The sequence below is a fragment of the Duganella sp. Root336D2 genome (genome assembly GCF_001425005.1).
GTDB lineage: Bacteria > Pseudomonadota > Gammaproteobacteria > Burkholderiales > Burkholderiaceae_D > Rugamonas.
In genome coordinates this window covers 396,859-420,035 of the sequence record NZ_LMDB01000036.1, presented here as the reverse complement: position 1 = coordinate 420,035, position 23,177 = coordinate 396,859, and the positions used below count along the sequence as shown (strand labels likewise).

Below are 23,177 nucleotides of genomic sequence, written 5' to 3'. Positions count from 1 at the left end.
GGTAAGCGTAAAGCCAGCACCGTCTGGACGTAGGAATCGCCCCCATCCATGATCGAATTTTGGCACAGCAGTTGTGCCCACAAATTCAATTATGGACACAAATTTTCAACCAGTCATTGAGCGCGGACCGCGCGGCAAGTACCGCCAGCATTCCCTGGAGTTCAAGCGAACGCTCGTGGAAATGGCCATGCAGCCCGGTGTTTCTGTAGCGCGCCTCGCGCGCGAGCACGGCGTCAATGCAAACCAGGTGTTTAGCTGGCGCAAGCTATACGAGGCAGGGCAGCTTGTAGGCGGCGCGGCGGCGCCGGGGAATGATTTGCTGCCAGTGGTGATGACGACGCCGGCGCAGCAAACTGAGGTTGGAGCTGCCCCTGCCGGAATCATCACGTTGGAAATTGGGCGTGTGCGGCTGCGTATCGAAGGCCAGGCCAACGCCGCCACGCTGGCACAAGTGCTGGAGCGCGTGCTGCGATGATCGGCCTGCCGGCAGGTACGAAAGTCTGGCTGGCCGCAGGCACCACTGATATGCGCAGTGGTTTCAATGGCCTGGCAGCGAAAGTGCAAACCGCGTTGGAAGAAGATCCGTTCAGTGGCCACGTGTTTGTCTTCCGTGGCCGGCGCGGCGACTTGATCAAGCTGCTGTGGTGGACCGGCGACGGCTTATGCTTGCTGGCCAAGCGCCTGGAGCGTGGCCGCTTTATCTGGCCGCAGGCCAGCAGTGGCAGCGTGGCGCTGACGCAGGCCCAATTGTCGATGCTGCTGGAAGGAATCGACTGGCGCCGACCAGAACGCACCTGGCGACCGCAATCGGCCTTGTAAACATGGCACGATTTGCGTAAACTTGGTCGCATGCTCAACGCCGCCAATCTGCCAAACGATATCGAAGCGCTTAAAGCCATGCTGCTGGCGCGCGACGCGGCATTGTTGGCGAGCGAAGCGAAGGTGGCACACTTGAGCGCCGAACTGTCTACGCGCACCGCCGAAATCGAGCATCTGAAGCTGGTGCTGGCGAAGCTGAAGCGCATGCAGTTCGGCCGTCGCTCGGAAAAGCTGGACCAGCAGATCGAACAGTTGGAGCTGCAACTGGAAGACTTGGAAGCCGAAGCAGCCGTGGCGGAGGCGCAAGCGCCGGTGGAGGTTGCGCCGCGCAAGAGGGCCGAGCGCAAGCCACTGCCAGCCCACCTGCCACGCGAGGAGCGAGTGCAGATGCCAGCCAGTGAAGCATGCCCGGACTGCGGCGGAAAATTGAGGGTACTGGGCGAAAGCGTGTCGGAGCAGCTGGAATATGTCCCGGCCAGCTTCCGTGTGATTCGCCATGTGCGCCCGAAGCTGGCCTGCGCCTGCTGCGATGCCATCGTACAGGCCCCGGCCGCCAGCCGCCCAATTGAGCGCGGTCTGGCCGGCCCCGGCCTGCTGGCGCATGTGCTGGTGGCCAAATTCGCCGACCACATTCCCTTGTACCGCCAAAGCACTATGTATGCGCGCGAAGGCGTGGAACTGGAGCGCGCCTTGCTTGCCAACTGGGTCGGCGCCGCCGGAGCGCTGCTGCGCCCACTGGTCGATGCGCTGCGCCGACATGTGCTGGCGGCGACCAAGCTGCACGCCGACGACACGCCACTACCGGTGCTTGCGCCGGGCAACGGCAAGACGCGCACGGCGCGTCTTTGGACCTATGTGCGCGACGACCGCGCCAGCGGCGACAGCACGCCGCCAGCGGTATGGTTTGCCTATACGCCCGACCGCAAAGGCGAGCATCCGCAGTCGCATCTAGCCAGCTTCAGCGGCATCCTGCAAGCAGATGCGTATGCCGGATTCAATGCCATCTACGAAACAGGCAAAGTGAGCGAAGCCGCATGCTGGGCTCATGCCCGCCGCAAATTCTACGACTTGCACGCAGCGCGGCCATCGGCCATAACGACCGAAGCGCTACGCCGGATCGGCGAGCTTTATGTCATCGAGGACAGCATACGGGGCAAACCGCCAGACGAGCGGTGCACCACTCGCCAGCGACATGCCAGACCACTGCTAGACGACCTCGAACGATGGCTCCACGCCACGCTCGCCACGTTGTCGCGCAAGTCCGATACGGCATCCGCCATCCTTTACTCGCTCAAACTGTGGCCGGCGCTGACGCGCTATTGCGATGACGGCCGCATCGAGATCGACAACTCCGCCGCCGAGCGAGCCTTGCGCGGTGTGGCCCTGGGCCGTCGCAACTTCCTGTTTGCAGGCGCCGACAGTGGCGGCGAACGCGCTGCCGCCATGTATGGGCTGATCGGAACGGCCAAGCTTAACGGTGTCGACCCCGAGGCTTGGCTGCGCTACGTGCTGGCTCATATCGCCGACCATCCGGTGAATCGAGTGGACGACTTCCTGCCCTGGAACTACGCCGATAAATTCTCCGGCGTTTAAACTCCGCTTCCCAGCGGTGTTGGGAACATCATCGGTTAAAGCAGCGTGGCGCTCAAGACGGCGCTGCTTTGACGCTTACCAAATTCTCCGGCGTTTAAACTCCGCTTCCCAGCGGTGTTGGGAACATCATCGGTTAAAGCAGCGTGGCGCTCAAGACGGCGCTGCTTTGACGCTTACGTAATTTCAAAGGCGAGAAGCGCAGCAACGACACCCACCAGTCGAAAACCGATCCGGATTCCCGCTTGTACCGCAAGGGCAACAACACCGGCAGCGAATTGCGCTATATGGGCCACACGCTCAGCGACAACCGCCACGGTCTGATCGCCAATGCGGTGGTGACGATGGCCGATGGATATGCCGAACGCGAGGCGGCCAAGGCCATGATCGGCGATGCGCGTCAGGCGATGGTTGATCCAGAGCGCGAGATCACATTGGGCGCGGACAAGGGCTACGACGCAGCTGAATTCGTGCAGGCCTGCCAGGCCATGAACGTTGTCCCTCATGTGGCGCAAAACAAATCCGGGCGTAGTTCAGCCGTACCAGAAACGATCGCGCAGAGCGTGGGTTATATGATCTCGCAGCAAAAGCGAAAGCTCATCGAACAGGGTTTCGGCTGGGCTAAGTCCATCGGCGGCATGCGCCAGGTCATGGTGCGCGGCCTGAAGAAAGTCGACCAGATGTTTGTATTGACCATGGCGGCGTACAACTTGGTGCGCATGCGTTCCCTGGGACAAATCCGTCCTCAGGTAGCAGCATGATGGGAAATCGGAGGAGAAAGCCTTAAAAATAGGGAAAATCGACGCTGTTTCCTCCCAAAGTCCCATCTTGTGAAATAACTTGGCCAGCATCCACAGTCCAGCGGCATGACTGAATCAACCTGGGCGATATTTCAGCAGGCTGCTAGTGCAAGAGCAAAAAATTTGCGCTATTTCCCAGCTGGGCTGCATTGCGAAGTAACATTCATTTTCATATATTCCCCCCTTGCAAGCAGCTCATCTCGAGCCAATGGGGCAAATCGCTCCAAATTCCGAACGGCGCCATACCTTTTAAGTATATTAACCATCTCAAGATTGAATGATTCATAATCACTCGATTCTTTGAATCCATATGGTGACGTTTGAAAAAGTATGAGCTCACCATTGCCTAGCGTAGTAACATTTCCGACAAAATTCCCCTGGCAATATATTTGGACCTGCCATCGAACGCCATCTCCTGAAATTCCCGACGCAGGATTCATACCGTATTTCTCAGCCAATGCTATCAATGCATCACTTAGACTTCGGGTTGAGCGTTCTTGCGAAATAACATCCAAGGAGCCACGAAAAGTTGTCGGGATACTATTCAAACTATGACCACTACGAATCCCGATAAAAGCTGCTTTGAAATCCTGTAAGGTAAGCCCCCCATGAATAAGGTAGACAAGCAACAAGAATGACACTAAAAGTAACGTTAAGTACTTACCCACTGTTTTCATTCTTTTCTCTGATTTAGCGCGTTCAAAGTCGAATTAATCCCTTGAATCTGAGTGCGAAGAGATTGCTGCCACAGGCCAAAATAGACCTCGCCGATCCCATAATTAAATGGTTTATGAAGTGTTGATTTTGCGTAACCGTACCCGACTGTCTGCAAATGCAACTCATCATTTTTCCAATACAAATCACTTTCCACGGCGCCGGGGTGGAACCGATGCGCCTTTTGCGTTTGATTGATAAACTTTCCTTTTTCAAGATCAGCGGAATGAATAATTGGATCACCGCCAATCAAGTTCTGCGGGCCGCTTTCCATTTTTTCAAAACCGTTCCAAAGGCCATCCCAACCCATTTTTGGCGCCGAGTTATAGTCGACATAAGGGGCTACCTGGGGAATTGTACAGAACGGCTGCGACCGATAGCACAAGACAACGTCCATTGTGTACTCGTGATAAGTCGGATCAGTTTTATCATAGTACTGAATTCCCACTGGTGCAAAATCCATTTTCAATGCTGTGCCGCGTGACGTAATTTTCGGGTCTATCGTCCTTTCTGCAGGATTAAAGATAGACAGCATGCTTTCAGGCCCCCCGCGAACGTCTACAGGTCCATGGTAGGGATCGGCTCCAAATGGCGAAGGCTGCATTCCATTCATCCGCAAAGAGAGTAACGCACCAGACGCTGCTCCGCTGCCCCCACCCAGTTCGCCTTTAAACATCCGCTCCATGTATTGAATGTCTTCTGAAGTGAATAGTTGGCCGTTTGACTGAGCGGCGTCCGAATATTGCCTCGCTTCGCCCCCAATCGTAAAGGCAGGTGGAGGTGGCAGGCTCGCAAGCGACTTACGAATGAGCGCGGACTGACGAGCTGCACGTGCTTTGTCGCCTGCGCTGAACTCCTCAGCGATGCCTGCAACAGCCGCTGCATCATTCTCGATCTGAAGCTTCGAAGCCTCCTTAAACGACAGCTTGAATTCATCCAGCTCCGAAGGCACCCTCGGCAAATTGTTGATGGCGTCTGCTAGTCCAGGCGTCGGAATGGGTTCCATTGGCAACGCGTCGATTACTGGCATCGCCTCGCCACGAGCCCTTGCCCGCGCTGTGCTTCGTGCACGAGCGCCATTCAACTCGCGGTCGGAATCGAACAGCTCCGCGAAGCTCGAACCCAACGCATTGCTGACGGCGTCAACGGCCACGGCCTCCCAAGACATCCGTCCACCTACCACAGCCACGCGCGTTGCCGCGGAAACCACGGCAGATGCAGTACTTGTTGCAAATATACGAAGGGCCGAATTCGCATTGGCCCAATCAGAGCTCCCGATCTTCTCGCTAATTTTTGACGTGATCGGCGCCGAAATGGCGCTAACGGCAACGCTGCTCCAGTTGAAACCCTTTTGCAAGCCCAGTACGTTTGCGGTGGCCTGGCTCGCAACATTGGATAGAACAGCTCGGCCTGCAACTGCTGTCCAGCCTTGGCCGCTCAAGGCCTCTCCGAATCCTGGAGAAGCGCCCGCCGCCATGCTGGCTGCACTTGGATCGAGGTAACTGCTGACACCAGACGTAACTCCAGCACTGACTGCACTGATCGCCACACTCTTCCAATTGAATTTCTCTTGTGCGCCAATCGCAATCCCAACCGCCTGACTAGCGATGGACCCGAGAGCAGCGCCCGCCATCGCCCCGAGGATTTGGCTGCCGAAGAATGCAGCTGCGGCTCCACCTGTCATCGCAGTGACTACCACTGCCACCACGACCATGATGATCTGGCCAACAATGCCGCAACCATGTTTCTTCGGCGGCGGCGCTGGCATCGGCGCATCCGGCAACGTCGGGCTGACATCGCCCATGATTGCGCCCGGCTCGTATGGCCTGAACGTGCCGTTGTTGTTGTGGATGTTGGTGACCTTGTTCGGAATCGTCAGGGTCTGGCCTGCCGACAGCTCGGTTTCCGCACTCAGGCCATTGGCGTCGGCAATCAGGTACCACATGCTGACATCGCCCCACACCGCTCCCGCGATGGAGTACAGCGAATCGCCCGCCTTGACGGTATAGCTGCTGCCCGTCGCTGCCGGGTATTCGCGCGTGATCGGCTGGTAGTTCTGGTCGAAGTCGGCGCTGCTGACCGGGCGCCAGTTCTTGTACATCTGCTCGCGGCTCTGGTTCGGGCGGGCCAGCGTCTGAGCATAGTCGAGGTGCGCGTCGCCGTCGTTGCCGACGTCACCCACCATGTTCCCGTTCAGGTACATGTAGCGGTGGATCATGCCGATCGTATTGCCCTTGAATTGCTCGCGGCGGAGAACCAGGCCCTGACCATTGCTGATGTAGTTGAAGGTCACATTACCGACGACATCGATCGCCTGCACCAGGTGGCCGTTCACGTCATACTTGAACGACGAAACACCTGGGCGCCAGACCGTGTCGGGCTTGTACGGCGTTTCGCCGCTGACCGTCTGGCTGCGCTGCTTGGCGTCATCCCAATAGTCGTAAGCGGTGACGTTGGTGATGGTCGCGGCGCCGGCTTTTTCGGTCTGCACCTTCGCCAGTTCACCTGCACCGTCGGAGCTGATGCCGGTGAGGCTGTCTTCGTTGCCCACGCGTTGGGTGTAATAGTAGTAGGTGGTGGTGCCGTCCGTGCCGGTCTGGCTCTTCTGGCGGCCATCGGCCGTGTACACCGTGCTGCGCTGGTAGCTGATGTTGCCGTTGGTGTACTCCGTGTAGCCAACGGTGCGTCCCAATCTGTCATTCACGCGCATCGATGCCAATGCACCTTGTGCGCTGGCGTCCGCGTTGATGTAGGTGAATTCGAGGTAGCCTTCAACGCCGTAGGTGTAGTCTTCACGATGGCCGTCGCGTGCCGCAACAGTGGTCTTGCGCTGGCTGGCCTTGTTGTAGAAGACCTGAACACCTTCGCTGCCACGATCGCCCAGCACCACCCGCACGCTGGTGTCGGCAACGCTGGTGCCACGGGCGCCATTGACCGACGACAGCTTGCCCATCGTGAGGGTGAAGCGGTTCATATTGTCGTAGTCGTACCAGTAGTCCTGGACCTGGACCGAGCCATCGAGGCCGTCGTGGTACATACTGCGCACGCGCCGGCGGTTGCCTACCGCATCGTATTCGTACTGGATGTCGGCACGCGGGTCGCGGATACGGATGACGCGGTTATTGCTATCGTAATCAACGCTGGAGTTTTCAAGGTATTCGACCTGGCCGTTCACCGTGCGCTTGTAGGACTCGTACACACGATTGCCTACCGAGTCGTACTCGTACGCGGTTTCTGTGTTCAGCGCAACGTCGCGGATACTCTTGACGTAGCCGTTGGCGTAGTACGTGTAAGAGATATTCTGCCCGGTGGTGCCGCTCTGCGAATCGAGCCAGCCGGCGGTATTGAAGTTGTAGAAGAACTTGTGCCCACCCAGGTCGGTATGCGCGGTGGTGCGTCCGTAGGCATCGATCTCGTCGATCACGGTACGGCCCATAGGATCGCCTACCGTCTGGCGCCAGCCGCCGACCACGCGCCCGCCGGTGCTCTTGATATTGGCATCCCACTCGTAGGTGTAGTTGCTGCTCCGGCCAGCTGGGGTAACAACCTTCGACACGCGGCCCATGCTGTCGTAGAAAGTCTTGTTGGTGTACGACGCCAGCGTGGCAGATGCGTCGGGGGTAGCGGCCTGCGTAATGCGGTTACCGGCCTGGTCGTAGGTCATGGAGACTTCAGCGCGCATGCCGTCGGTGCGCAGCGGACGCTGGATCAGCGTGAGCCTGCCATTCTTATCGTAAGAATAGTCGGTACGCTGGTTGATCTCGTCCCTGCCGTAACGGAGGTCGCCAAAGATGTCGTAGCCGTTGACCTTGATGCCGCCGTCGGCGTGGAACTCCGCAGTTACAGCGCCACTGCTGGCTACCATCGCCTGGCTGGTCAGGTTACCGTTGGCGTCGCGCTGGGCCAACATGCGGCCGGCGCGGTCGTAGTAGTAATACGTTTTCGGCGTGATGCTTTGCTGGTAGCCGTTCGACAGCGTGACGCTGACGTTCGGGTCTTCCTTGCGAATCAGCTTGCCCAATGCGTTATATACGCTGACGGTGGTGTAGCCGCGTGCATTGGTCTCCGATACCACTTCGCCGAAGGCGTTGGTTTTCTGGGCGTGATGGATCAGGGCCACGTTGCTGACGGTGCCGGTTTCCTGCCACTTGAGCTGTGCTTCTCCATCTGTCGGGCCGAGGTACAGCACGCCGTCGACTTTGATGTCAGTGCCATCGTCGCGCTTCAGGACGGTGCTGCCATTCTTGAGGGTGAAGGCGTAGTCAATGGCGCCGCTGGTCCCTGGTGGTACTAGCGCGCTGGCATCCCACACGAATGCGCCGTTCGCATTTTTTGACAACTCTTTTGTAGTGAACGCACCGGTGCTGCCCAGCATGCGGTACTGCAGCACCAGCGTGGTTGCTGTCGCGGCGACTGGATTGTTGGCCGGGACGTTGAAGCTTGCCAAGGTCGGCAACGAGTCCTTGACGTGCGAGGCGATCTTAGGATCGCGTCCCAGGGTGACGATACCGTGGGCTTGGTTGATCACCACACCGTTGCTATCCTGGCTCTCATAGATGTAGTCGTAGTCGCGGCTTTCCGTGTCCGAATTGAAGACGCCACTGCTGGCCCAGTCAAATATGCCCGTGGTGACTTTTGGCAGGTTCACCGTGGTATAGGCGCCACTACCCTTCACCCGGTACGACAGGCGTACGTTTGCCGTATTCACCGGCTGACCGGCAAAGCGCGTGACCACCGGGGGCTCGGAATATCCTGCCAAGGCCGACACTGAGCCAGCATTCATCTTCACAAAGGTGCCGGCAGTCTTGTTCAACAACTGGTTACTATCGTTGCGTGTTTCGATCACATACTCAAGGTCGGCTTCCGCGATGTTAGCCGGATTGAAAATGAACCAGCCCCGTGTCGACTGACCGCCGAGCACAGCAGGCGTGAGCTCAGTACGTGGACTCCACAGCTCAGCAGAGCCCTTCTTACGGTAACGGATCGACAGCTTCGTGGCGGCAGAGCCCTGCTCTGTGAAATGAAGATTGCCAGTCGGATCCATGAATACACGCCCCGCACCGCCGATCAGGTCATTTGTTTGAGGAGTCACCCTCGGGGTCGAGCCTAGTTCGATCTCACCACTACCGGTCTGCAGTACGTTCCCATTGTCATCAAGCGCCACCGTCCGGTACGTATAGGTGCCCGGCGTCCAGCCCGTCCAGTTGAGTGCGAAGCGCCCGGTCGTGGGGGCGGCTTTGATCCATTGCTGATCAACCGACCTGACAGTCCATCCGCCCAAATCCGATTTTCCGCGCAATTCCAGGATCATCCGGCTTGCCTTGGTTGGCTGGGTGTCGAATGCGATCCAGTTTTCATACGTCTGTACGGGCATTGTCTGGCTCTCAGGCATGATCGTGCCCGAATACCACGCCACAGCCAGCTCGCCGTTAACGGTCTGTTTGTATAACGCCCACCAGATATTGGTGGATGGATTACCACCACCACCGGTAAGCGTTTCAGGCAAATACATCGAGATGGCATTTTGGGTGTATGGCGCGGTGGCACTGCCACTCGCACCCGAATAGGTTCCGTAACTGCTGGTGCTGCCACCAATGCTTACTGCGAGTCGGACCGCGCCATCGCCCCATGCGCTGGTATCCGGTATCTGCACCGAAAGCGAATTGATGGGGGGGTTGGGCTTGGTATAGATTTCGTCCCCAAATTTGTCATAGACCGGGGTCGAACTGATGTCGCGATATAAAGTTGCCTGGCGTGTCGTCGCGGCCATTGCGGCGATAGAGACATTCGTCAATGGGCTGGTCTGCACAGACACACCGGATGGATCATTGACAGTGATCGGCGAGCCAATAGTGAAATTGCTGCTCGACTTGGTAAGCGTTGTGCCGGTGCCATTCTTGGCCTCGATCGTGTACTCGTACGTGCCCGCCAGCATGCCAGCGGTCGACAAAGTGAACCAACCCGGCAACTGCGTGCCGCCAATGGTCGATGGCGCCATGTCCAGGGTGGTCCAGTTGCCGCCTGGGAGCCTGTAACTTACCGTCAGGCTGGTGGCCTGGCCACCCAGCTCGTTGAACACGATGTTGTTGCCGGAATCGACGAAAGCCCGCCCCGCACCGCCCATCGTGTGGCTCATCTGGGACATCGATGGGGTGCTGGCGTTCAGCACCATCGTGCCTTGCTGGGAGTTGACAACCTCGTTGCTGCCATTGAAGCAAACGTAGCGGAACTCGTAGCTGCCTTGTTGCATGCCGGACCAGTCAAAATTGAAGCATCCGTCACGGTACGCGTTGTTGACAATGGCCTTCGACGCATTGTTGATGGTCCAGCCGCCGGTACTGCCGGTCGGGCGTGTCATCAGGACCAGGCGTTGGGTATCCGGCCTTTGATCGATGAACCGGATCGTATTGCCGGTGGTGGCAATCGATGCATTGACCGTCGTGGTACCGCCCCCCGGCGCCGAACGCCACACCTTCTGCGAGTTGAGTTGCACCAGCCCGCTGGCGGTTTCCTTGTAGAACGTGATCGTGAAGTCACGCCCGCCTGCCCCTTCTCCCGACTCCCAGTCAACCGGTTCGTTGAAGGTGAGCGATGGGGCGGCGGCGGTCGGATAGAACGATCCGTCATAACCCATCAGCGATCCGCTCGCAGGGATCGAGATGTCGACGCGGACTGCGCCGGAGCCCCAGGAACTGGTGTCAGGCACGGATACAGTCACCGTATGCGAGGCCGAGCGGAATGCCGAACCCTCGTAGTACTTGGTTGCGACTGAGTAGCGGTCTGTCAAAGTCACTGCTGCGAACAGCGCAGGTGCAATCGTTACCGCCCCCGGCGTACCCGGCATCACTGCCGCTGCAGCACTGTTCAGGCCCGAGGCCACCCACATTCCAACGTCGCCACCCACGCCGGCAAAGCTGGTGCCCTGCTTCTGCGTCAGCGCCTGTTCCACCGTGATGATGCTGTGCTGGCCGTCCATTGGCGGCTGGTAGGTGTCGCTCAGCTGGTTGCGGGCGTCGAATACGCTGTAGAACTGGTTGGAGTCGACCATGCTCAAGGCACTTGCCAACGTCGAATTGCGCAGGTCGGTCCTGGCGTGATCGAGCTTGAGCGTCGTGTTGCCGTTGGCGTCCGTCACGTACATGTGCGTGATGCCGTCGCCGGCATTGCTGCGCCATACGCGGCCTGCCTGGTCGTAATCCGTGAATTCGGCCCACTCCGTACTGCCCGGTGCAGGATTGGTACGCTTGCCGGAAATTTCGCCAAAGGCGTTGTAGCGCGTTTCGACCGCGGTGTTGGTGGCGCCGTCCGTGTGGCGGGTCTCGCGGCCTTGCGCGTCATACCAGTAATACGTCACGTCGTTCACGCTCGCGCCGTCGGCGTTGACCCTGCCCACCAGCGTTTTCCTGGTAATGTTGCCCGCCGCATCCACGCGGTAGTCGATCTGCGCGTTCTCGCCGTCGAACTGGCTGACCAGGTGGCCGCCGGCGCCATAGTAATAGCGGGTGATGCGGTCGTCGTTTTCGACCGCGTCGTTTTCCCCGCGCGCGATCTCGCGCCGCACCTGGTTCAGGCCGTTATATTCGAAATCGGTGGTGGTCCGTACCGACACGCCGCGATAGTCGACGAAAGCGGCTTGCTGCTCTTTGGTCTTGCGCCCCGCCTTGTCGTACTGCCAATCCGTCACGGCGCCGTTTGCATCCGTGCGCCTGGTGACGTTCGACAGTCCATCATATTCGTAGGTGGTGGTCGCGGTGCCGGTGGTTTCGGTCAATGCGCCAGTATTGCCATCCACCACCGCATACGCGACGTTCAGGCGCGATTCGGTTTTGACGCGGCCCAGGCGGTCGTAGGTGAAATTGGTGATCCTGTCGTCCGGGCTGGCGACCAGAGTCAGTTGAGGCAGCGTGGTGTTGTCATCAACGACCACGTTTGCCGCAATTGCGTTCGCGTAGGTCGCCTGGGTCGAAATATTGCCGTTGCCATCGAACTGGTAGACCGTCAGGTAGCGCATCGCGTCCAGGGTGGCCATCAACCGGCCGGCGCGGTTGTAATAGTTGCGCGTCACGTTGCCATTGGCGTCGATGGTCTTGACCACATTGCCGGTGGCGTCGTAGAAGGTCTGGGTGCGGATGGTGCTGCCGGTGGTGACGACGTAGCGGTTGGTCGCCTTGTTGAAGACACCCGTCGTAATGCCGTCCACCACGGTTGTCTTCAGTCTACCTACGTTATCGTAGGTAAAGCTGGTGGTGCGGTCGTTCGCCGTGTCAGTGCGCAGGTAAGCGCCACTGGCCGGCAGTGCAGCTCCCGGCGCCAGCAGGACTGGCGCAGTCGCATTCGGGATCGCGCCGCCGCCAACCACCTGCACCGTATTGGCATAGATGGTCTGGCTCGCCTTCTGGCCCGCGATATCGTAGGTAAAGCGGGTGTAGGTGCCGAGCGAGTCGATACGGCCCGTTTCGCGGTTGCCTTTGTCAAAGAAGTGCAGCGTGCGACCGCCACGTACGTCGATTTCTTCGATCAGGTTGCCGCGCTGGTCGTACTTCTGCTCCTTGACCGGGGTCACCAGCAAGTCTTGCCTGGTCGTCGCATCGAAGGTGTTGATTGCCTCGCCGATCTCCTTGACCTGGCGGTTCAGCTTATCGAAGACATAAGTCGTCACGCGCTGCTCTGGCAAGCCGTACGCTTCGATCTTTTTGACGACGTTGCCGCGCGCATCGTATTCCAGGCGGTTTTGCACCGCGACGTCGGCGTTGGCGGCATTCTTGCTCGTGATCGGCAGGGTTTCAGTGATCAGGCGGTTATTCTTGTCGTACTCGTAAGTGGTCACTCCACCATTACGCGACGTCATCGTGAGCTTGTTACCGTTACCGTCATAAGAGAAGGTTTCGGTGTAGTACGCAGCTCCATCGCTTCCCGTAAATGTACCCTTGACTCGGCCTAAAACGTCGAAATAGCTGTTCTGGTACTGGTCGTTAGAACTTTGCACAACAAATACCCCGGTGCCTGCACTTGGCAACACCTGCGGCCTGGTATTTTCGTTGACCGTACCCTGAACTTTGTTGGCGTAGCGGATGATGTTGACGACGTTGTCCTGCAAATCGTAGCGAGTCTCGCTGACCGAACCTTCCGGGTCAACCTGCATCGTCACGCGGCCCAGCGCGTCAGAATAGAAGTAGCCGGCGTTGCCACGCGCATCCGTCACTTTGACGATGTCGCCGAAGGCGTTGTAGGTCGTGGTGGTGACTGCCTGATTGCCGTCTTTCACGCCGGTCTTGCGACCCAGCGCATCAAAGTACTGGTTGGTTGTTACGCCACCGGCCGTAATCGTGGTCTGGTTGCCCCAGGTATCGTAGCCATACTGGGTAGTGAAGGCGTCGACGGTGCCGTATGCACGCGTCTCGGTCACCACTCGCGAGGCTCGGTCGTACACGCGGTGCACTGTGGCTGCGGCATTTGTGCCATAAGCGACAGTCGTATCGGTCAGGTTACCCAGGCCGTCGTACGCATAGAAGGTCACGCCGCCCGACGCGTCAGTCGAGGTTTGCATGCGTCCGGCGCTATCGTACGTCCACGAAGTGGTCTGGTCGCCTTTGAACGGATCCGTATTGGCAACCGGATTGGTCGCTGTGTCATATGCCCAGGCGTCATTTGCAGCTGCAGGCAGAGCGACCGGATTGGTGAAGCGGGTTTCGGATTTGAGCTGGCCGTTTGCATAGTAGCTGCGCGCGGTCACATAGCCGGCAGCATCGACCTGGCGCACCAGGCGATTCGCGGCATCGTAGGCCGACCACGTGGTATTGCCACGCCCGTCCGTGTGGCGGATCGCATTGCCGGCCTTATCGTACGCCCAGCTTTGCGTGCTGGCATCCGCGGTGCCGACGCCGTCGGTCCTGCTGATCAGGTGGCCGCTTGCATCGTAGGCATAGCTGGTTACGCGGTCAAGCACGTTGCTCAAGACGTAAGCACCGCTGCCTGGAACGGTTGCAACCACTTGCGGGACTGCGCCGTCGGCCAGCGTTCCTGCCAGGCCGTTGGCGTAGGCAATGGTTTTGCTCAGGTTGCCAGCTGCATCGTAGCGGTGTTCAACCACGCTGCCCAGCGCATCGATGCTCCATGTCAGGCGGCCATTGGCATCGTAGCGGTTGCGCTGACGGATGTCCTTGGTCGCATCGGCCTGCAGCAGTTGACTGACCTTCGCCACATTCAGCGTGTTGAAGGTATCGTTCTTTACGCTCCAGGCGGCAGCGCCAGTTGCCATCTGGCTGTTTTCATTCAGCACCTGCCCGGTCGCAACGTCTACCAGTTCGATATAGTCAACTTCGACGCCGGCGGTACCGTCAGCGCCTACCTGGCCACTAATGTTGGTGAATACCAGCGGTTGCGCGAACTTGGTGCCCTGGAAGAATTTGTTAGGGTCGTATGAGCTTGGGCTGATCAACTGCTCGCCCGTAATAGTGCCTTCGAATTCCCTCCAACCCATTTCGGGCGTCAACAGGACGCCATTCGCGCCCGGATAAGGGTTGCCCGGTGCATTCGTCTGCGTGAGCCAGTTCTTGTTGGCGTCGAGGGCGACAACGCCCAAATAGAAACTGCCGGAACCCGTCACCTGGCGCACACGCGCACGCACCGCATAGGTCTTGCTGGTATCGATTGCGACAGTGCTGCCCGAGTGGGCGCCGTTGAGGCCCCACTGCGTAACCGTCTTGCCATCCATGCTCTTGTTGAGGCGTGGATCAATCGGCGTGGCATAGCGGATCGTTTCCGTCACGTTGCCGCTGGCATCGTAACGGTTCTCGCTGACGGCGCCGAGCGGGTCGATCGTGAAGACCAGGCGATTGGCGTCGTCGTAGACATAGTTGGTTGCCGCGAAGCCGTTGCCAGGCATCGGGATCGCTGAAGTGTCGGCAGCCAGCTTTGCCATTGCCGCAGGACTCAGCGCAGTCGAGTAGGCAATGCGGCTGACCAAGTTGCCTTTCGCGTCGTAGATCAGCTGCGTGGTCGCACCGAGCGCATCGACGGTCCAGGCCAGGCGGCCATTCTTGTCATAGCGCTTGAATTCGCGGGTGTCGTTCGCCGCGTCGGCGACCAGCATCTGGCGCGTCATTGGCACGATTGGCGCGGGGATGTTGACGGCCTTCACGCTACCAACACCCGTCCAGTTGCTAGTACCCGCTGACATATCGCTGTTGGCGTTCAGGACGTTGCCGTCAGAGTCAATGAATTCGAGATAGTCGACCTCGATCCCGAGGCCGCCATCAGGTCCCGGCGTGCCGTAGAAGTTATAGCGCAGAAGCGGGGCTGCAGTCTTGGTGCCGGCGATGAACTTGTGCGCATCATACGCACCAGCCCCCGGTACGAACTCGCCACTGATGGTGCCCTCGAGGACTTGCCAGCCCATGCTTGGCTTCAGGCGGATTCCAAGACCGGCGGCATACGAATACGTCCCGTCGGCAGTCGTATTTTTCAGGATCGTACCGTTGGCATCCTTGGTCATGACGCCAGCGTAAATAGTGCCCTCGCCGCTGGTCTGGCGCACACGCAAACGCACCTTGTAAGTCTTGGTCGTGTCGATCGCTGTGTAAGCGCCGACGATGTAAGGCGTATTCGATCCCCACAGGCTGAGCGTGCTGCTGTCGGTCATGCTGACCGCTGACGGCGAAATCGGCGTCGCGTAATGCACCGTTTCCAGCGCATTATTGTTGAAATCGTAGCGTTTTTCGGTCACCGAGCCATTGGCATCGATTGTGAATATCAGGCGATTGGCAGCGTCGAATACAAACTGCGTCATGCTCGAAGCGCCCGTCACCGCCGGAATTGCACTTGCATCGGCAGCCAGCAATGCCAGCGCCGACGGCGTCAGGCGGTCGGCGTACGCCAGGCGCTTCACCATATTGCCGTTGCTGTCGTAGAAGAACTGTGTGGCGGCTCCGGTAGCATCCACGCTCCACGTCAGGCGTCCGTCTTTGTCGTAGCGCTGGAACGTGACAGCGTCCTTCGTCGCATCGACACGCGATTTCAACATATCCCGCACGAGGAATTCGCTGACAGCGTGGGAGTTGATGGTCTCCCCAGTGTTGCTTGTACCGGAATAGCTCGCCACACCGGATTCCATCTTCCAGTTGGCGTTCAGGACATTGCCGGTCGCATCGTCAACCAATTCGATATAGTCGATCTCGACGAAGCGTTTTCCATCGACGCTCTGCGAACCGTAGTAGTTAAACAGCAGGAGCGGCGCAGCATTGACACTGCCGGCAATGAACTTGTTCGCATCGTATGGATCAACACCAGAAACGTATTGCCCTGTGATCTTTCCCTCAAAGGATTGCCATCCCATTTCCGGAGTCAGTTGCGTTGACCCGCCCGCGTACGAGTAGCCAGCGCCAGAAGCATTGGACAGCAGGTTCCCGTTCTGGTCGGTGGTGCGCACGCCGACATAAACCGTGCCCTTGCCGCTTACCTGGCGCACCCGCGCCCGGACTGTATAGGTCTTACTGGTGCTGATTGGGCTATAGGTTCCCGTCGCAGCTGTATTTGCAAAGCTGTTGACAGCCAGCGTACGGCCATCCGTGCTGGCCAGCTGCTTCGGATCGATCGGATTTGCGTAGCGCACGGTTTGCACCACGTTGCCGAGCGTGTCGTATCTGGTTTCGTTGACTGCACCGACCGGATCGATCGTGAAAATCAGGCGGCTGTCGGCGTCATAGACATACAGGTTAGTGCTGCCAGGGCTTGTCAGCGTCGGGGCGGTAGCGGCTGTGACAGCGGGCGCCGAGCCAAGCGACGCCACCAGGGCCGCGAAAGCTGCATCCGACAAGGCTGCGCTGTGCACCACACGTTTGACGAGGTTGCCTCGCGTGTCGTACGCGAACTGCGTGATTGTACGGGAGGGATCCACCTGCCATAGCACGCGTCCGGAGCCGTCATAGCTCTTGAACTCACGTACTTCTGGGTTGCCGCTCAACAGGGACCGGACACGCGCCTCGCGCGTACCGGCTACACTGTCCACGCCTACGGCGGTAGAGTCGATTACCTTCGTGTATTGCAAAACCTGAGCTACATTGCCTTTGGCGTCATAGCGTGTCTCACTGACATCTCCGAGTGCATCGATCGTGAAGACGAGGCGCTTGTCGGCGTCGTACACATATTGTGTCATGGTGCATGCCGCCGATACCGCCGGAATGGCGGCAGGGTCAGCGCGCAATGCCGCCAGTGCGGTATCGCCCAGCGCGTCATTGTATGCAATGCGCTTGATGACGTTGCCGTTGCTGTCGCAAACAAGTTGGGTAACCGCACCGCTTGGGTCCACGCTCCACGTCTTGCGCCCTTCCTTGTCATAACGATAGAACTGCTGCGAGTCCTTGGCAATGTCGGCTCGTGTCGCCACCATGGCACGGATCTGCGCCTCGCTGACGGCATAGCTGTTCACGCCAGCGGCACCGCTCGCGGCGCCATAGATGTCGGACCAGTTGGCAACGCCGGAGGACATCGTACCGTTGGCATTGAGCACCTGGCCGGTAGCATCATCGATGAACTCGAGGTAGTCGACTTCGGTCGTCGCCTTGCCATCTGCACCATTCACCCCGCCATAGTTATACAGCAGGAGCGGCGCAGCGCTCACGGTGCCCTCCAGGAACTTGTGCGCGTCATACTGCCCTACGCCGCGCGGGAAAGTCCCGGTGATCTTGCCTTCAAAGGTCTGCCAGCCCATTTCGGGCTTGAGGCGCACAATCCCACCCGCATAGTTGTGGGTGTAGCCACCGGCATTGACGATCAGGGAGCCGCCAGCGTCCTTGGCGACGACGCCAACGTACACGGTCCCGTCCCCACTTACCTGGCGCACGCGCGCCCGAACGGTGTAAGTCTTGTTGACGTCAACGGCCGAGTACGAGCCGCTTAGTGTCGAGTTGAGAGTGCTTGCGGTGAGGATGGTGCGGCCATCCGTGCCAGCAAACAGTTGAGGATAGAGGCTGGCGGCATAGCTTACAGTCTGCACCACATTGCCCAGTGCATCGTACTTGGTCTCCGTGATGCCGCCAACAGGGCTGATCGTAAACACCAGGCGATTGTCGTCATCGTAGACGTATTGCGTGGTATTGCCTGGGCTGACGAAGTTGGAGAACGCATCGCCGCCAAGCACTGGAGCCGCCCCGGGATTCGCGGCCAGTGCCGCCAGCGCAGTCGCGTTCAGGGTTTCCCGGTGCTCCAGGCGCTTGACGAGATTGCCTTTGACGTCGTAGGACAGCTGCGTCGCCGCGCCGGTCCCGTCCACTTGCCAGGTCAGGCGGCCAAGGGCGTCGTAGCTCTTGAACTCGCGCACGCAATCGGCGCCGGCCCCCAGCTGCTGGCGTACGCGCGATTCGCGGGTCGAGCTGTCGGTGGTGGCTACCTGGGTTCCTGGGCCGGTCCAGCCGGTCGTTCCCAAGGCCATATCGGCGTTGGCGTTCAGCACTTCGCCGGTTGCGGCATCAATGAACTCAAGGTAATCAACCTCGATGCCCATCTTTCCATCAGGTCCGCTGACACCTTCATTGTTGTAGGTGATCAGCGGCTTGATGCTCTTTGTACCGGCAAAGAATCGGTGGAAGTCGTAGATCCCGCCGGAGGGCGAGTAGGCGCCGGAGATCGTGCCCTCAAACTCCTGCCAGCCGTTTGCCGCGTCGAGCGTGACATTGAATGCGGCTGCGTATGGGAATGTAGGCGTGCCACCGCTTGGGTTGGGCATCCGGGCGCCGGCTGCGTCGAGCGTGGTGACGCCGATATAGATCGCCCCCCTGCCACTGGTTTGGCGCACTCGGGCGCGGATGGTATAGGTCTTGTTCGTATCGACGGCAACGACGCTGCCGTCCAGGTTGTAACCGGCCGCGCCGGTAATGGACAAGGTGCGGTTGTCCGAGCCGACGGCGGCTGGATTGATAGGCTTGGTGTAGCGCAAGGTCTGCACCACGTTGCCGTTGGCGTCGTAGCGCTTCTCCTCGACCGCGCCGAGCGGATCGATGGTGAACAGCAGGCGGTCAGCCCCGTCGTACACATAGCGCGTCGTGAATGCCTGGCCCGCTGGCGCGGGACGGAAGCCCGGATCCATATCAAGCTTGCTGATGGTAGCGGCGTCCAGCGCCATACTGTAGGTGCTGCGTTCAATCACATTGCCGCGGGCGTCGTAAACCAGCGCCGTAGCGGCGCCGCTGGCATCAACACTCCAGACCAGGCGGCCGGCATCATCGTAACGCTGGAAAGCGCGCGATGCCAACGCACTGTTCGGCGCAACCAGCGCCGCTACTGCGGCGATAGTCACCGGATTGCCAAGTTGCAGGGGATCGATTGTCTTGGCGTATTGCAGCGTTGCCGTCACGTGGCCGCTAGCGTCGTACCGCGTCTCAACGACCGAGCCCAATGCGTCGACGGTAAACACCAGCCGGTTGCCGGCATCGTAAACATAGTTCGTGGCGCTGAAAACAGACGATGGCGCAGGCAGTGCGTTCACGTCCGCAGCCAGGGCGTTGAGCGCCGATGCCGACAGAGGTTCCGTGTAAGCAATGCGTTTTACGACATTGCCTTTGGCATCGTAAACGATTTGCGTAGCCGCGCCAGTTGCGTCCACTGCCCACGTCAGCCGGCCGTTTCCGTCGTAACGCTGGTACTCGACAGCGCCCGCTTCGCCTGTCAGCATGGCACGCACCGTAGCCGGACTCAGGGCATTCACAACTGTTGTGGCACTGACCCAGCCTGTTGTACCGGATGCCATCTGCCCGTTCTGGTTCAACACCTTGCCGGTGGCAACATCAACCAGCTCCAGGTAGTCCACTTCCACCTTGGCCGTGCCGTCCGGCCCGTTGGTGCCTGGATAGTTGAAGAACAGTACCGGGCCACCGTTCTTGCTTCCTGCGAAGAATTTATTGGCGTCATAGACCCCTGCCGACGCAGTGTATTCTCCAGTGACGGTACCTTCAAACTCCTTCCAGCCCATTTCGGGTGTCAGTTGCACGTTCACCGCGCCCGGGAACGAGAAGTTCTGGCCGGTGCTGTTCCACAATTGGTTGCCATTGGCGTCGGTGGTTGCAACACCAACATAAATGGCGCCGGTGCCGCTCACTTGCCGCAGGCGAGCGCGGACCTTATAGGTCTTGCCGGTATCAATCGCCGCGCTGGTGCCGTACAGTCTTGCGTTCGGGCCCGCAAACGTATTGGTCGCGTTGTCGGTACTATTGATGCGCGCAGGATCGATCGGTTTGGCGTAGCGGATCGTGCCCACGACATTGCCGTTGGTGTCGTATTTGTTTTCCGTTACGATACCGAGCGCGTCGATGCTGAAAACCTGGCGACCGTAGGCATCATAGACAAAGTGCGTGGTTTTTCCTGCAGCATCGGTGATGGCAATCTTGTTGCCTTGCGCGTCGTATGCAGTCTTGCTGGTGACATTGCTGCCATTGGCATCGGCATGCTTTTCCGTCAGGCGGCCAAGCTTGTCGTAGACGAAGCGCGTGACCACACCTGCCGTGGTCGAAGTCAGGATATTGCCAATGGCATCGTAGGTGAACGCGGTCGCGTTGCCCGCGCCGTCAACCTGGCTCGATACCAGGCCACGCCCGTCATAGGTGGTGCTGGTGGTGACATCAGCGGAGCTGTACACTGTCGATGCCCACCCCGCCCCCTGGCGAGGAGACGGCTCCACCGCAATTGCATAACGGGTCGTACTGATTTGGCGCCCCGCCGGATCGTAGCGCAATTCTGTGAGGTAGCCCTCGCCGTCCATCGAAAAGCGCAGCTTGCCATCCTTGTCGTAACCGTTGCGCGCGATGCGGTCGTAAGCGCTGGCAGCAGGCGTAGCGTTTGCGGCAACAGGATTGGCGGCAAATGTGCTCAGGTTGATAGCCGTCGCGCGCAATGTCGCATCAAGGAGCCGCGACGCGCCGTCGTACGCAAAGTCAGTGACATAGCCAAGCGCATCGACCGACTTGACCAGGCGGTTCGCATTGTCGTACAGGCGCCATTCGCGCTGGTCCGCGCTGGACGTCGCAGGCCGCACACCGGCAGTCTCCAATGTTGCGACGGACGGCTTGCCATCCGCGCCAACCAATGCCGCCAGCGAAGCCTGGCTGACCGGGCTGGCATAGACGACGGTCATGGAGACCTGGTTGTTGGCGTCGTAACGGTACTCTGTCATGCTGCCTGCCGCCGTGATCGTCGCCGCCTTGCGGCCCGCCTCGTCATACAGGATATGGCTGCGCGCCCCTTTCGGGTCGGTGACAGTGCGCAGGCGGCCAACGTTATCGTAGAGGTAGCTGGTGGTGCCCAGCGTCGCGCCGCTGATATCGGCCAGCACAGTGGACAGCAACTGGCCTGCCTTGTCGTAGGTCGCGGTGCTGGTCACGCCGTCGGCGCGACGGGTAACAACCCGATTGCCGGCGTCGTCGTAAGTGCGCAGAATGCTGTTTTGCAGCGCGTCGGTGGTGCTCAGGAGACGGCCCAGGCCATCGTAGGTATAGGTGGTCGTGTTGCCGTTGCCATCGATCGATTGCAGCAATTGGCCGGCCTGATCGTACACATGGCGCACGATTGCCGTATCCGGGCCGGTGGCCGGCGCCGCATCTGCCGCACCAACAGTCGCCGCGTGAGACGTCGTCTGCGTAACCATGCCGCGCACATCGTAGGCATAGTCGATGCGGCTTGCCGCTGCCGTCTTGACTGGCGTGGTTTGCGACCAGGCCAGCATGGCGTCGAAGGTATAGGCGGATTCCGGGCTGGTGTCCGCCAGGTTGGCGCCGATATAGGCAAGTTCCACCGTGCGCTGCAACTGGGCATCGTAACGGTACTCCTGCACCCTGCCCTCCGGGCTGACCACGAAACGCAGCAAATTGTACGAGTCGTAGACATAACGCGTGATCATCTTCTGGGTCGGCATCAGGCTGCCGGCGCCGTCAGGATCGATGTCGGTATAGCGCGTTTCGCTCAGCAGTTTATTGGAGCTCGAATAGACGCGGGTGACGGTCGCGCCAGTAGCATCACGTTCGAGGATCCGGTTGCCGTTGGCATCATAACCGTACGAAGTCGCCAGGCCGCGCGCATCGATGGTGCGCGAGACGTTGCCCGAGGCGTCGTACTCGAACTGGGTGATTTGCGAGACACCAGCCACCGCGGGCGCCGTGATGCTGACCAGTTGGCCCTTTGCATCGTAGGCATAAGCAGTCTTGTAGCCCAGGTGATCGGTGACGGTGGTCTTGCCGCCCACCGAATAATCGAATGAAGTCTTGCGGCCAAGGGCGTCGGTAACGCTCGCCACCTTGTTCTTGCCGTCGTGGAGTACATAGGCGAAGGTCAGGCGCGTGCCATCGCTTTGCGTCACTGTCTCCACCTGCGAGGACGTGCCCAGATAGGTGTAGCTGACCGTGTACGTCTTGGCGTCGGCTTGGTTTTCCGGCGTCAGGTCGGTGATGACGCTGGCCAGGCGGTTCGAAGTGTCGTACTGGTAGCTGACCCGGCTGAAGTCGCCCGTCGTTCCGGCCAACACCGTGCGGATCTTGCTGACGTTGCCGTTCAGGTAGTCAAAGTAAGTCTCGTCGCCACGCGCGTCCCGCACCTTGGCCAGTTGCTGGTTGCTGTCGTAGGTATAGGTGAAACTCACGCCATAGCGGTGGTCGGCCTTGGACTCGATCAGGCCGGTAACGCCGTCGTAGATCTCGTAGATGCCCAACTGGTCGTTGTGGTCCGCTTGCCAGGTCCAGCGGTTGGTGGCGGAGTTGAAGACCAGCGTCTGGTAGGCGCCGCCGCCGTCGGTACTGACATAGGCTGCGCGCGCGGCATCGTAAGTAAATACCGTGATGCTGCCATCGCCGTCAGTCCGGGTGATGGTGCTCCCCGCCGTATTGACGGTGCCGGTCAGGCCATTGACCTGCTTGCGCAGCCCCTGGCGCCAGCCTGAACCATCCGCACCATTGAATAGGCCTTGCGAGTTATAGGTCCGGACGACCTCCATATCGATGCCGCGGGCGACAATGCAGTCGTCCCGGTCTTGCAGCAGGAGGTTGCCGTTGGCGACATTGATGTATACCGAGTCCTTCGCGTTGCCATTGGCGGAGTTGCCAAAAACACCACTTTGCCCCAAAGTCCCGGCCGAAGTGTTCGAAATGCCTACGCCATTACCGCTAACGATCGCTACCATTCTTGTCCCTGTCTCCCGGCACCCTAGGCTACCGTGTTAAATCGATGCATATGGCCGCAGACACGTTCGACACGCGCATGCGGCGGCTCATACACAAG

General features: G+C 59.4%; 4 protein-coding genes and 2 pseudogenes. 4 read left to right on the top strand and 2 right to left on the bottom strand.

The window, feature by feature from the left end; translation table 11 throughout:
* Nucleotides 1-193: 193 nt before the first annotated feature.
* The 4 genes and pseudogenes from ASD07_RS32415 to ASD07_RS24380 form a co-directional block, all read left to right on the top strand.
* Nucleotides 194-281: pseudogene (locus ASD07_RS32415) on the top strand (transposase); the annotation flags it as partial.
* A 190-nt stretch (nucleotides 282-471) separates the two neighbouring features.
* Nucleotides 472-819 (top strand): IS66 family insertion sequence element accessory protein TnpB, encoded by a 348-nt coding sequence (gene tnpB, locus ASD07_RS24390; protein ID WP_055936366.1) that lies wholly within the window; start codon nucleotides 472-474, stop codon nucleotides 817-819.
* Nucleotides 820-849: 30 nt separating this feature from the next.
* On the top strand, nucleotides 850-2,412 hold the full coding sequence (locus ASD07_RS24385; protein ID WP_055936363.1) for an IS66 family transposase: 1,563 nt from the start codon (nucleotides 850-852) through the stop codon (nucleotides 2,410-2,412).
* Between the two features lie 179 nt (nucleotides 2,413-2,591).
* Nucleotides 2,592-3,170, top strand: a pseudogene (locus ASD07_RS24380) (transposase); the annotation flags it as partial.
* Between the two features lie 167 nt (nucleotides 3,171-3,337).
* On the opposite strand, the gene ASD07_RS31140 reads toward ASD07_RS24380, so the two are convergent.
* Together ASD07_RS31140 and ASD07_RS24375 are read right to left on the bottom strand one after the other, a co-directional pair.
* Nucleotides 3,338-3,886, bottom strand: coding sequence for a hypothetical protein (locus ASD07_RS31140; RefSeq protein ID WP_156398167.1), 549 nt, complete (start codon nucleotides 3,884-3,886; stop codon nucleotides 3,338-3,340).
* A complete protein-coding gene (locus tag ASD07_RS24375; protein ID WP_055936360.1) occupies nucleotides 3,883-23,079 on the bottom strand; it encodes a LysM peptidoglycan-binding domain-containing protein in 19,197 nt (6,398 codons plus the stop codon). The genes ASD07_RS31140 and ASD07_RS24375 overlap by 4 nt, the downstream gene beginning before the upstream one ends.
* Nucleotides 23,080-23,177: the final 98 nt, after the last annotated feature.